This window comes from Gaiella sp. (genome assembly GCF_035710885.1).
Taxonomy (GTDB): domain Bacteria; phylum Actinomycetota; class Thermoleophilia; order Gaiellales; family Gaiellaceae; genus Gaiella.
Genome location: NZ_DASTCS010000046.1, coordinates 99,345 through 111,924 on the forward strand (window position 1 = coordinate 99,345; position 12,580 = coordinate 111,924).

The following is a 12,580-nucleotide window of genomic DNA, read 5'->3' on the forward strand; positions in this document are numbered from 1 at the left end:
GCCGCGCTTTGCGGAAACGGCTCGCGCTAGGCCACGACGTCGAGGACGATCCCGTGCTCGGGCGGGGCGTCGTCGCCGATCTCGTACGCCGCAAGCACGGCCTCGACGGCCCGCGCGGCGGAGGCGTCGTCGCGCGCATGCACCTCCGCGAGATCGTCCCCGGCCAGCACGGTGTCTCCACGCTTCGCGAAGCAGAGGACGCCGACCGCATGGTCGACCGGGTCTGCCTTCGTCCGGCGGCCTGCGCCCAGCTCCAGCGCCGCGTTGCCGACGTCGAGGGCCGCGAGGCGCGTGACGACCCCGTCGCGAGGGGCGGGCACCGGCCGCCGGACGGCCGCGCGCTCGAGCAGCGCGGGGTCGGGGTCCCCACCCTGCGCGCGAACCCAGCGCTCGTAGCGCTCGAGCGCGCTGCCGTCGGCCACTGCCTGCTCGGCTCGTCTCCTGCCCTCGTCGACGTCCACTCCCAGATCGGAGTACGCGAGGAGCCGCGACGCGGCCTCGAGCACGAGCTCGGTGAAGTCCGCGGGGCCGTCGCCGCGGATCGTGTCGCGCGCCTCGTCGACCTCGAGGGCGTTCCCGACCGCGCGGCCGAGCGGCTGGTCCATGTCGGTCAGCAGGCACGTCACCTCGCGACCCGCTCGCGTGCCGATCTCGCGCATCTGCCCGGCCAGCTCCCGCGCATCGTCCAGCGTCTTCATGAACGCCCCGTCCCCGACCTTGACGTCGAGGACGATCGCGTCGGCGCCGGCTGCGAGCTTCTTGGACATGATCGAGCTCGCGATCAGAGGGATGATGTCCACCGTGGCCGTCACGTCCCGGAGCGCATAGAGCTTCTTGTCGGCCGGGACCAGGTCGGCGGTCTGGCCGACGATCGCCATCCCGACGTCCCGCAGCTGGGCGACCATCTCCTCGGTCGTGAGCTCGACGCGGAAGCCGGGGATCGACTCGAGCTTGTCGAGTGTCCCGCCCGTGTGGCCGAGACCGCGGCCCGACATCTTCCCGAGAGGCACGCCGCAGGCGGCAATGATCGGGCCGAGGGCGATCGACGTCTTGTCACCGACCCCTCCGGTCGAGTGCTTGTCGACCACCTTGCGCCCGAGGGCGGCGCCGAGGTCGAGCGTCTCGCCCGAGCGGATCATCGCGTCGGTGAGAGCCTGCGTCTCCGCGCCGGTGAGTCCCCTGAAGTAGACGGCCATGCACCAGGCGGCCATCTGGTAGTCGGGCACCTCGTCGCGCGCGTACGCGAGGATCAACTCCGTCAGCTCGGCGGGGTCGTGCGCTCCCCCGTTGCGCTTCTGCTCGATCAGCTCGGCCGGCCGGATCATCGCCGGGTCGTCGATCCTCACTTCTCGATGATCGGGCGGCCCGGAGCGCCCTTGCCCGGGTGCTTCGCCCCGAGCCAGGCGGAGACGGTCGCGCCGACGTCGGCGAACTCGCCCTCCTCGTGGATCCTCCCGGCCGCGTTCTTCCCGGCCGCGTAGGCGAGGAGGAGCGCATGCTCGCGCGAGTGGTCGGTCGACGGGGTCGTGGGATCGCAGCCGTGATCCGAGCTGAGGATGAGGAGATCGCCGTCGCGCAGCGCGTCGAGGATGTCCGGCAGCCGGCGGTCGAAGTCCTGCAGGCAGCGATGGAAGTTCACGGGGTCGTTGCGGTGGCCCCACAGCATGTCGGTCTCGACGAGGTTCACGAAGACGAGGCCCGAGTCGATGTTCTCGAGCAGCTCGATCGTCCGGTTGATCCCCTCGACGTTCGACTTCGTCGGAAAGGACTCGTCGATGTCGCAGCCCGCGAAGATGTCGGAGATCTTGCCCACGCCGTACACGGTGTTGGCCGCCTCGCGGATTGCCGTCAGGTAGTTGGGGCGACGAGGCTCCAACGAGAAGTCGTGACGGTTCGGAGTGCGCTCGTAGTGACCGGGCTCCCCCACGAAGGGGCGGGCGATCACCCGGCCGACGGCGTGCTTGCCGGTGAGGATCTCCCTGGCGATGCGACAGCCCGCGTAGAGCTCCTCGAGCGGGATCGTCTCCTCGTGCGCCGCGATCTGGAACACCGAGTCAGCGGACGTGTAGACGATCCACTTGCCCGTGCGCTGATGCTCCTCCCCGAGCTCCTGGATGATCTCGGTACCCGACGCGGGCTTGTTGCCGAGCACGCCCCGCCCCGTGCGGTTCATGAACGGGTCGATCACCTCGTCCGGGAAGCCGTACGGGTAGGTGGGGAACGGGGTGGGCGTCACCACGCCCATCAGCTCCCAGTGGCCGGCGGTCGTGTCCTTCCCCTTCGACCGCTCGACGAGCCGTCCCGCGACAGCGGGCGCGTAGGGCTGCGGCGGGCAGCCCTCGAGAGGCTCGACGTTCCCGAGGCCGAGCGCCTCGAGGTTCGGGAGGTCGAGCCCTCCGACCGCGCGCGAGACGTTCCCGAGCGTGTCGGACCCCTCGTCACCCCAGTCGGCCGCGTCCGGCAGCTCGCCTGCTCCGACGGCGTCCAGCACGATCACACAGGCCCGCGGCATAGGCGGCTATCCTAGTCCGCCGGTGGACGACGTCATCTCCCTGCTGGAGCTTGTCCTCTACATCGCCGCGATCCTCGCGCTCTCGATGGCCGTCACGTGGGCCGTCGTCAAGATCTCGCCCTCCGAGAGCACCAAGGAGCAGCAGGCCGCGGACAAGGCCAAGAGCTAGCGGGCGCCGGCGACGGCAGGCGCTCCCGGGCGCGAGGTCAGACGAGGGCGCTCTGCGCGTCCTCGAGCCGGGTGTGCGCCAGGCCGTGCGCCTCGGCCACCGCGCGGTAGGTCAGCTTCCCGGCAATCGTGTTGACGCCCTTCGCGAGCGCGGGGTCGTCGGCGATCGCCCGGGAGAGGCCCTTGTCCGCAATCGCCTCGACGTACGGGAGGGTCACGTTCGTGAGCGCCTTCGTCGAGGTGATCGGCACCGCGCCGGGCATGTTCGCGACGCAGTAGTGGACGATCCCGTCGACCTCGAAGATCGGGTCGTCGTGCGTCGTGGCGTGTGAGGTCTCGAAGCAGCCGCCCTGGTCGATCGCAACGTCGACGAGCACGGAGCCCGGGCGCATCAGCGGCAGCATCTCGTGGGTCACGAGCTTGGGCGCCACTGCGCCCGGGATGAGCACCGCTCCGATGACCATGTCCGCGTCGCGCAGCACCTCCTCGATCTGGAGACGGTTCGACATCGCGAGGGTGACGCGCCCGTCGAGGGCGATCTCGAGCTCCCGCATCCGATCGACGGACTTGTCGAGCACCCAGACGTCCGCCTGCATTCCGAGTGCGATGATCGCGGCGTTCAGGCCCACGACTCCGCCCCCGAGCACGACGACCTTCGCCGGCGGCACGCCGGGGACGCCGCCGAGGAGGATGCCGCGGCCGCCGTGCGCCTTCTCGAGCGCCCACGCTCCCATCTGGGGGGCGAGCCGGCCGGCCACCTCGCTCATCGGCGCGAGCAGGGGCAGGCGGCGGTCGGGTGTCTCGACCGTCTCGTACGCGACCCCGGTGACCCCCGAGTCGAGCAGTGCGTGCGTCAGCGGGCCGTCGGCTGCGATGTGGAGGTACGTGAAGAGCGTCAGCCCGTCGCGCAACCGCGCGTACTCGGCCTCGATCGGCTCCTTCACTTTGAGCAGGAGCTCGGCCGTCGACCACACCTCGTCGACGTCGACGACCCGCGCACCCACCGCGGCGTACGCCTCGTCGACGAACCCGGAGCCGATACCGGCGCCCTGCTCGACCACGACCTCATGGCCTCGCTGGACGAGCTCCAGCGCTCCGGCGGGGGTCAGCGCGACCCGGTACTCCCGCGGCTTGATCTCCTTCGCCACCCCGATCCGCACGGCGCGCGGGACGATACCGCACGGTCGGCGGCGTGCGTGATCAGCGGGCCGCGAGTCGTCCCGCGGCGAACGCGGCCGCGAAGAACCACGGGTCGTCGCCCGGCCCCCGGCCCATGTGGGAGAGGGGCAGCGGGGCGCACGCAGCCTCCCAGCCCGTCGGGTCGACCTGGGTCACCTCGACGCCCTCCGGCGGATCGAGACCGAGCGGCCAGGCCACCCGGACGCTGCCGAGGCACAGCGCGAGCGCCGAGCGCGTGTGGTGCGACAGCCCGTGGTGCCGTGGTCGAGGGTCCGCGAGCGAGACGCGCGCGGCGAGGATCGGCAACCCCCCGAGCGCAGACGCGACGTTCGCGGCCTCCGCCACGGCGAGGCCGCCGTGACCCCACCGCGACCCGGTCCCGACGATCCCGGGCCCGATCCCGCAGACGACCACCTCGGCGCCCCGACGCACGGCCTCCGTCAGCGCGGCGGCGACCGTCACGCACTGGAGGTCACCGTCGATGCAGGGGGAGACCGCGTACGCCGCCTCCACCAGCCTGCGCGCCCTGAGCGCGCGAAGCGTGTCCGAGAGCGAGACCGGGAGCGCGCCGCCGGCGAGCTGGACGTAGGCGACATGCTTGCCCGCCAGCGCCGCCGCGGCCGGGGCCAGCTGGCTGTGGAGCCCGAGACACACGACCGGCACGTCGTCGATCCGCTCGGGCGCCGCCACGTCGTCCTCCTCGGCGAAGCGCGTCGCGACCTGCGCCGGCGTGTAGGGGAGCAGCATCACGTGCGCGCCTTCCTCGCCCGCTAGCCTGAGCCCGCGTGTGAGGTTCGCGTAGAGGACGTCGAACCCGCCCGTGCCGAGGTCGAGCTCCACCGCCTGCACGTTGACGAGCACGACGTCCCCCTCCTCGACGTGCCCGGTGAGGCGCGGATACGCAACGCACGGCGCGCCGTCGACCTCGAGGCGGACGAGGCCGTCGAGGCGCTCGCGGACGGTGGTGACCGTCCCCCACCGCAGCCCGATCGGCACTAGCCCACCTCGCGAGCGACGGCCACCAGCGCGAGGGTGACGTCCACCATTCGCTCCAGGTCGTCGGCGCTGATCCGCTCGTCCGCCGTGTGGATGTCGAGCATCCCGTTCGCGAGGTTGACGCACTGCAGGCCCGCGGCGTTGAAGACGTTCGCGTCGGCAGCGCCGCCCGAGAGCCCCAGACGGGCACGGAAGCCCGCGCGGTCGAGCGCCTCGACCGCGAGCCGGATGGCGAGGTCGTCGTCGCGGAACCGGTAGCCGCGGTACTTGGGCTCGATCCTGGTCTCGAGCGTGCAGTCGGACGTGCTCGCGGCGAACGCAGCGGCATCGAGGATCTGCTGGACGACCTCGGTCACACGGCGGTCGTCGTGCGAGCGCACCTCCGCCTCGAGCGTGCAGCGCTCGGCCACGACGTTGCGCGCCGTGCCGCCGCGCACGAGACCCACGTTCGCGCTCGTCAACGGGTCGATGCGCCCGAGCGGCATGTCCGCGATCGCCCGCGCCGCCGCGACGATGGCCGAGCGGCCGTCCTCGGGATACATGCCGGCGTGCGCGGCGCGTCCCACGAAGGTCAGCTCGAGCTCCTGCGCCGTCGGAGAGCCGGTGATCACGTCGCCGATGGGGGCGGCCTGGTCGTAGACGTAGCCGAGCCGCGCGTCGAGCCGCTCGACGTCGAAGGCGGCCGCGCCCACGAGCCCGATCTCCTCCATCGGCGTGAACAGGAGCTCGACGCCCGCGTGCGGCCGCCGCTCCTCGACGATCCGGCGCGTCGCCTCGACCATCACGGCCAGCGCCGACTTGTCGTCGGCGCCGAGGATCGTCCCGCCCGCGTTGCGGACGACGCCGTCCTCTCCCACGACGGGGTCGAGCTCGCCGTCGAGGGGGACCGTGTCGAAGTGCGCGCACAGGAAGATCGGCACCCCTTCGTCGGTGCTCCCGGGGAGTCGGCAGAGCACGTTGCCCGCGGTCGAGCCGATCGTCGGCCCAGAGCCGTCCTCGTCCCACTCGAGCCCCATCGCATCGAGCTCGCGCGTGATCCGGTCCGCGACCGCCCGCTCCTCCCCCGGCGGGCTGGGGATCGCGCAGAGCTCGATGAAGAGGTCGAGGACCCGGCTCACGCCGACCGTGCGGCTCCGGCGCCGACGGACGATCGTGCGCGTGACCGCTCCAGCGCGGCCGCGACGAGCTCGCGAAAGAGCGGCGCCGGCCGGGTGGGACGCGACTTGAACTCCGGGTGGAACTGGCTGGCGACGAACCACGGGTGGTCGGGGAGCTCGACGAGCTCGACGAGCCTGCCCTGCTGGAACGTGCCCGAGACCACGAGCCCGTGCTCGACGAGCTGGTCGCGGTAGAGGTTGTTGACCTCGTACCGGTGCCGATGGCGCTCGTGCACCACGCCCTCGTCGTAGATCTCGCGCGCCTTCGTCCCCTCGGCGAGCTCGACAGCCTGCGCGCCGAGCCGCATCGTGCCGCCGAGATCCTCGATCTCCTTCTGCTCCGGCAGGAGGTCGATCACCGGATACGGCGTCTCCGGGTCCATCTCGGTGGAGTTGGCGCCCTCGAGGCCCACGACGTGCCGGGCGAACTCCGAGACGGCGACGTGCATCCCGAGGCAGATGCCCAGGTACGGGATGCCGCGCTCGCGCGCGACCCGGCAGGCGAGGATCTTCCCCTCCCACCCGCGGGAGCCGAAGCCGCCGGGCACGAGCACGCCGTCGACCTGCTCGAGCTCCTCGACGGCCTCCTCGTACGACATGTCCTCCGCGTCCACCCAGCGCACGTGGACGTGCGCGCCGCTCGCCACGCCGGCGTGCTTGAGCGCCTCGTGCACGGAGAGGTATGCGTCGTGGAGCTTCACGTACTTGCCGACGAGGGCGATCTCGACCTCCTCCCGCTGCTCCGCGATCCGGTCTGTGAGCTCCTTCCACTCGGCGAGATCGGCCGGCCGCGTCTCGAGCCCGAGCCGCTCGCAGACGAACGCGTCGAGCCCTTCCGCCATCAGGTGCTCCGGCACGAAGTAGACGTCGGACATGTCGGGCGAGGAGAAGACCGCCCGTGCGTCGACGTCGGCGAAGAGGGCGATCTTCTCGCGGATGTCGTCGGAGAGGAGGTCGCGCGAGCGGCAGACGACGGCGTCGGGGTGGATCCCGATGCGGCGCAGCTCGTTGACCGAGTGCTGCGTCGGCTTCGTCTTCAGCTCGCCTGCAGCCTCGATGAACGGGACGAGCGTGACGTGCAGGTAGAGGACGTTCTCGGGCCCCACCTCGCGCCGGAACTGGCGAATCGCCTCGAGAAACGGCAGCGACTCGATGTCGCCCACCGTGCCGCCGATCTCCGAGATGACCACGTCGGCGGGGTCGGCTTTCGCCGCGCGGCGGATGCGGCTCTTGATCTCGTTCGTGATGTGGGGGATCACCTGGACGGTCGCGCCGAGGAACTCGCCCTTGCGCTCCTTGCGGAGCACCGTGTCCCAGACGGAGCCCGCGCTGTGGCTCGCGTTGCGCGAGAGGTTCTCGTCGATGAACCGCTCGTAGTGCCCGAGGTCGAGGTCGGTCTCGGCGCCGTCCTCGGTGACGAACACCTCGCCGTGCTGGAACGGGCTCATCGTGCCCGGGTCGACGTTCAGGTAGGGGTCGAACTTCTGGGCCTGCACGCGGAGGCCGCGCGCCTTGAGGAGGCGCCCGAGCGAGGCGGCGACGATCCCCTTCCCGAGGGCCGAGACGACGCCGCCGGTGACGAAGACGTAGCGGGTCGCCGGCCCGTCACTCACGGGTGCCGCCCGAGCGAGTCCAGCGCGCGGAGACCGGGTGTGGCCTCGATCAGGGCGCCGAGCGAGCGGCGCTCGCCGAGAAGCGTGAGGGCCGCGAGCGCACCGATCGCGCTCGTCCTCCGCAGGCCCGTCAGACGCCTCACGGACTCCAAACCTAGCACGGCCCCGAGGGCGTTCGAACCGGCGTCTCCGAGCATCGTCATCTCGCGGAGATCGTAGGGAGCGAGCAGGACGGCTACCGCGAGCGCCCTCCGCGGCCGTCCACGCATGACCGCGGAGCCGACGACGAAGGCCTTGAGCGCTCTCCCGGGACGCGTGTCGAGCTGGTTGAGGACGTTCGCGGAGAGGGCGACGAGCACCGCGCCGGACAGCGAGCGCGTGCGCCAGAGCGCCCAGAGCGGGATGCCGACGAGCTTGAGCGTGCCGGTGGTCGCGCCCGCGCGGAGGTGCGCGCGAAACCCGCGCTCGGGGCCGCTCCAGAGGTCGTCGGCGAGCCCGATCGCCGCGACGGGGGCGACCGACGGCACGACCACGCCGACGACGCCGCCCACGAGCGGGAGCCGTAACCCGCGGAAGCTCCGCCCCTGCGGGACGCAGGTCGAGAGGAGCACGTCGCGGAGCTGGCGTCCCCGGTGGAGGAAGCCGCCCGCGTCCCGGTCGGTGGCGCGGTGCCCGAGGTCGAGCTCGATCTCACCGACCGCGAGGCCGGCATGCAGCGCGTCGATCGTCATCCGCGTCTCGACGCCGAACCCCGCCACGACGGGGAACAACGCCTCGCGGGCTGCCGGGGACAGCGACCTCTGACCCGAGAGGGGCTCCCGCATGCGGCGGCCGCCCCGGAGCCGGATCAGCAGGCGCGAAGCCTCCTTCGCCGCGCCGAGCCCGCCGCCGACCCGCCTGGCGAAGGCGGCGATCGTGACGTCTGCGTCGGTGGCAACGAGGGGACGGAGGTCACCTTCGAGGTCGGCGTCGCAGAGGACGAGCGCGCCCGCGGCGCATTGCCGCTCGGCGAGCGTCAGCGCCTGCCCCTTCCCGCGCCGCGGGAGCCGGACGACCCTCGCGCCTGCCTCCGCCGCGTGAGCCGCCGTGCGGTCACGCGAGCCGTCGTCCGCGACCACGATCTCCGCGTCGGGAAACGACTCCCTCAGCGCGGCGACCGTCTGCCCGATCCGTTCCTCCTCGTCGCGTGCAGCGACGAGGACAGTGATCGCCGTCGTCACTCCTCGCGCGCAGTCGTCACGAGCGGCCGGTCCGGGAGCACGCCGTCGGTCGCGCCGTCGTCGATCCCGTAGCTGCCGGGGCGCGCGCCGGCGAGGAGGAATGCGAGAGCGACCTGACCGGGGGCCTGGTCGATCCCGTCCACCGTCGCAAGGCCCCTGCGGTGGAACGCCGCGATCGCGCTCCCGGCCGCCTCGCTCTTCTCGACGCCGACCGTCGGCACCGGGGCCGCGGCGAGCCCGCTGTAGAGCCCCGTGAGGAGCGACTGGGTCTCCCCCTGCTGCGGGGACGCCGGACGGGCGACCACGACCGCGTCGAGCGGGACGGTCGACGAGCCGGACTGCTCCTCGACCAGCACGCGATCGACCTCGTCGAAGACGGTGTTCGGCCCGCCGGTGACGAGCTCGCGCGCCAGCTCGCGACCGAGCCGCTCGCGGTTGTCGACGCCGACCAGCTCGCGTGTGTCGGGCTCCGCGCGCAGAGCCGAGTCGACCGCCTCCGAGTCCAGCGGGACGCGCAGCGCGCGGGTCAAGGCGACCCTTCCGCCGGAGTCCGCGACCGTGCGGCGGATCGCGCCCGCGACTCCCTGGTCGACGGAGCCGACGAAGACGACGCCGACCGTCTTGCCCTCGAGCAGCCCCGCGACGAGGTCCGGGTAGGTGGAGTCGGCAAAGTCGTCCAGCGCCTCTCCCCGCCGGTCGGCGTTCTGCACTCGGGCGACCGCGGCGTCGCGCTCGGCCCGCAGCGCGTCGATCGAGGCCTGGAGGTTCTCCCTCTCGGCGTCGCTGACGAAGCCCTTTCCCGACAGCCCGACGCCCACGAAGATGCCGAGGATCAGCGCCACGAAGACAGCGGCGAGCGAGGCGACGTGGTAGCGGAGGTCGAACACGGCCTCAGTCTCGCAGAGCGTGACCGAGGCCAAATCGGCCCGTCGCCCGTGGGCGCTACAGGCCCAGCCCGTTCCCGATCGCGCGCCCCATCGACTCCAGCACGTTCCGCAGCGCCGGCGAGGCGAGAACGGCGCCCACGATCGCGGCCACCCCGGTCGCGGCGAACACCGCGAGCGGCCAGATGCCCACCCGCCGGCTGACGAGGCGGGAGACGCCCTTCGCGTCGACGAGGGACTCCCCCACCTTGAGCCGCGTGACGAACGTCGATGCCATCCCGGCGCGATCCCGCTCGAGGAACTCGACGAGGTTGAAGTGCGTCCCCACCGCGACGATCAGCGTCGCGCCCTTCTCGTATGCCAGCTGGAGCGCGAGATCCTCGCTGATGCCGGGGGCGAAGACGGTGTGGAACTCGAGCCCGAGCCGGCGCAGCCGCTCCGCTCCGGGGGCCCCGCCCCCCGGATAGCCGTGGACCACGAGCTCCGCTCCCGACTGCAGCGCGCCGTCCGTGACCGAGTCGAAGTCCCCGACGATCAGGTCTGCCGCGAGACCCACCTCGCGGAGGGCGTCGGCACCGCCGTCGACCGCGACGAGCACCGGTCGGAAGTCGCGGATGTACGGCCTCACCATCCGCAGGTCGGACTTGTAGCCGGGACCACGGGCGACGACGAGCACGTGGTGGTCGCGGAACCGGGTGCGCAGCGGGGGTAGGTCGATCCCGGCCGCGAGCGTCCCTGCCTCCTCCTGGAGGTGCCGCAGCGTGTTCTCGGCGAACGCCTCGAGCGCGTGCGTGACGCGACCCTGCTGCGCCGTCAGCGACTCCGCGAGCGTCGCCGCGTCGAGCAGCGTCCCCTCTGCGACGAGAGTCCCGTTGCGCCAGACGCTGCCCCCCTCGACCCGCACGAGCTCCCCGTCCGAGAGGAGGTCGAAGAGCGGAGCGCCGGGCGCGTCCACGAGGCGGACTCCTGCCCGTACCAGCTCGAGGGGGCCGGGGTTGGGAAAGCGCCCGGTCGTCGAGCGCGAGACGTTGACGACCGCGCGCACGCCCGACTCGACGAGCTCCTGGGCGGAGACACGGTCGATGTCGGCGTGATCGACGATCGCGACGTCCTCCGGGCCGAGGCGCTTGACGAGGTCCTTGGTGCGGCGCCCGAGCCGCGCATGTCCCGTGATCTCCCCGTTCACCGGCGGCCCTCCGCGGTGACGGCGCTCACGAACTCCTCGCCGCCGAGCATGCGCTCGAGCTCGTCTCGTCGCTGCGCGTCGTCGAGCTGTGCGATGCGGGTGTGGGTCGGGTCGCCGGGAACCTTCTCGACGCGGAGGTGCTGGTCGGCGACGCTCGCGATCTGCGGCAGGTGGGTGATCGTCAGGACCTGCGCGCGCCCGGCCAGCCGCTGCAGCACCCCCGCGACACGATGGGCTGTCTCGCCGCCCACGCCCGCGTCGATCTCGTCCAGGACGAGTGTCTCGCCGCCCGCGACCGCCGCGACGGCGAGCGCGATGCGCGACAGCTCCCCGCCGGAGGCGGTCTCGGAGACGGGTGCGAGCGGCAGTCCGGCGTTGGGCCGCACGAGGAACACAGCCTCGTCGGCCCCCGCCGGGCCCGCCTCACGCTCGCGAAGCTCGACGTGGAACTCCCCCTCCCCCATCCCGAGGTCCGCCAGCTCGGAGGCAACCGCGGCCGCGAACGGCCCGGTCGCCGCGCGCCGGGCGTCCGCGAGGGCCTCGGTCGCCGCGTCGAAGCGCTCCCTGGCCGCGTCACGGTCGGCGAGCGCCCGTTCGAGCGGGTCGCCGCCCGCATCCGCACGCTCGAGCTCCTCGACTGCGGCGGCGCGCCGGTCGAGCAGCTCCTCGACGCTCGCGGCCCGGTGACGCCTGCGCGCGTCCGCGATCAGGTCGAGGCGCTCCTCCACGGCTGCCGCACGCGCAGGATCGGCGTCGAGCGTCTCTGCAAAGCGTCGCACGTCGCTCCCGACGTCGCCGAGGCGGATCACCAGCTCGCGCAGCTCGGCCGCGGCGGCCTGGAGCTCCGGCGCCAGCCGCTCGAGAGGGGCCAGCGCGCGCTCCGCGGCCGCCGCCAGGGCGCGGGCGCCTTCCCCGTCGTCCGGCTCGATCGCGGCCGCGGCGGCAGCAGCTCCCTCGCCGAGCTCGGCGACGTGACGGATCCGCTCGCGCTCGGCGCGCAGCGCATCCTCCTCGCCCGGCTCGAGGCCCTCGGTGTCCTCCACCAGCGCCGTCAGCTCGCCCAGCCGGGCGCGTTCCGTGTCGGCGCCCTGCTCCAGCTCGTCCACCCTCCGGATCGCGGCGGCCAGCGCGCGCCACGCCTCTCGGGCCTCCGCGCGCCGCAGGCGCTGCTCCGGCCCGACGAACGTGTCCAGCAGGTCGAGCTGGTGAGAGGGACGGGCCAGCCGCCGCTGTGCGAACTGGCCCGAGAGCGCCAGGAGGCGCTCGGTGGCGGCCACGAGGTCGTCGCGGGCAACGCTCCGGCCCCAGGCATACGCGCGGGAGCGCCCGTCGGCGGTCACCCGGCGGGCGACGACCAGCCCCGGCTCGTCCTCGGGCCGGAGGTCGCGCAGCGGCTCGAGCCCGTCCTCGTCGAAGAAGCCCTCCGGGACCTCGAGCTCGGCCTCCACGTAGGCCTCGGTGCCGGCGGCCCCGACCGCCGCCGCGTCGCCCTTCGCGCCGAGCAGGAGCCCGATCGCCTGCGTGACGATCGTCTTCCCGGCCCCGGTCTCGCCCGTGAGCGCGACGAGCCCGGGCGCGAGGTCGAGCTCCGCCTCGCGGATCAGGACGAGGTTCTCGATCCGCAGTCTGCGCAGCACGGAGGGATCGTAGACCGGTGCCTCCCGC

The 12,580-nt window shown here is 72.8% G+C and carries 11 protein-coding genes; 1 reads left to right on the forward strand and 10 read right to left on the reverse strand.

The genetic code is table 11. The features are described 5' to 3' along the window. Nucleotides 1–26 precede the first annotated feature (26 nt). Together VFO26_RS10780 and VFO26_RS10785 are read right to left on the reverse strand one after the other, a co-directional pair. Complete coding sequence (locus tag VFO26_RS10780; RefSeq protein WP_325114981.1) at nt 27–1,346, reverse strand: thymidine phosphorylase; 1,320 nt, start codon at nt 1,344–1,346, stop codon at nt 27–29. After that, the gene (locus VFO26_RS10785; RefSeq protein WP_325114982.1) at nt 1,343–2,512 is read right to left on the reverse strand and encodes a phosphopentomutase; all 1,170 of its coding nucleotides are present in this window, start codon (nt 2,510–2,512) and stop codon (nt 1,343–1,345) included. Before VFO26_RS10785 ends, VFO26_RS10780 begins: the two co-directional genes overlap by 4 nt. A 22-nt stretch (nt 2,513–2,534) precedes the next feature. On the opposite strand from VFO26_RS10785, the gene VFO26_RS10790 reads away from it, so the two are divergent. After that, the gene (locus VFO26_RS10790; RefSeq protein ID WP_325114983.1) at nt 2,535–2,681 is read left to right on the forward strand and encodes a hypothetical protein; all 147 of its coding nucleotides are present in this window, start codon (nt 2,535–2,537) and stop codon (nt 2,679–2,681) included. Between the two features lie 37 nt (nt 2,682–2,718). Here the strand turns inward: VFO26_RS10790 and ald are convergent, their stop codons facing one another. The 8 genes from ald to VFO26_RS10830 are packed head-to-tail and all read right to left on the reverse strand — an operon-like array spanning nt 2,719 to nt 12,552. Beyond that, entirely contained in the window at nt 2,719–3,840 is a 1,122-nt protein-coding gene (gene ald / locus VFO26_RS10795; RefSeq protein WP_325114984.1) for an alanine dehydrogenase, read from the reverse strand. A gap of 40 nt (nt 3,841–3,880) precedes the next feature. Next, complete coding sequence (locus VFO26_RS10800) at nt 3,881–4,855, reverse strand: DUF3866 family protein (protein ID WP_325114985.1); 975 nt, start codon at nt 4,853–4,855, stop codon at nt 3,881–3,883. Next, the gene (locus VFO26_RS10805) at nt 4,855–5,973 is read right to left on the reverse strand and encodes a M20/M25/M40 family metallo-hydrolase (protein ID WP_325114986.1); all 1,119 of its coding nucleotides are present in this window, start codon (nt 5,971–5,973) and stop codon (nt 4,855–4,857) included. The genes VFO26_RS10800 and VFO26_RS10805 overlap by 1 nt, the downstream gene beginning before the upstream one ends. Further along, on the reverse strand, nt 5,970–7,625 hold the full coding sequence (locus VFO26_RS10810; RefSeq protein ID WP_325114987.1) for a CTP synthase: 1,656 nt from the start codon (nt 7,623–7,625) through the stop codon (nt 5,970–5,972). Before VFO26_RS10810 ends, VFO26_RS10805 begins: the two co-directional genes overlap by 4 nt. After that, nucleotides 7,622–8,845 carry a glycosyltransferase gene (locus tag VFO26_RS10815; RefSeq protein WP_325114988.1) on the reverse strand — a complete coding sequence of 408 codons (1,224 nt, stop codon included), beginning with the start codon at nt 8,843–8,845 and terminating at the stop codon, nt 7,622–7,624. The genes VFO26_RS10810 and VFO26_RS10815 overlap by 4 nt, the downstream gene beginning before the upstream one ends. Then, nucleotides 8,842–9,732 (reverse strand): copper transporter, encoded by an 891-nt coding sequence (locus VFO26_RS10820; protein WP_325114989.1) that lies wholly within the window; start codon nt 9,730–9,732, stop codon nt 8,842–8,844. Before VFO26_RS10820 ends, VFO26_RS10815 begins: the two co-directional genes overlap by 4 nt. 55 nt (nt 9,733–9,787) lie before the next feature. Beyond that, entirely contained in the window at nt 9,788–10,915 is a 1,128-nt protein-coding gene (gene steA / locus VFO26_RS10825) for a putative cytokinetic ring protein SteA (protein WP_325114990.1), read from the reverse strand. Further along, entirely contained in the window at nt 10,912–12,552 is a 1,641-nt protein-coding gene (locus tag VFO26_RS10830) for a DNA repair protein RecN (protein WP_325114991.1), read from the reverse strand. The genes steA and VFO26_RS10830 overlap by 4 nt, the downstream gene beginning before the upstream one ends. Nucleotides 12,553–12,580 lie beyond the last annotated feature (28 nt).

What these genes read in the sequence shown, in the direction of transcription:
- VFO26_RS10785 (WP_325114982.1), bottom strand. Translation starts at nt 2,512, where the DNA reads ATGCCGCGGGCCTGTGTGATCGTGCTGGACGCCGTCGGAGCAGGCGAG.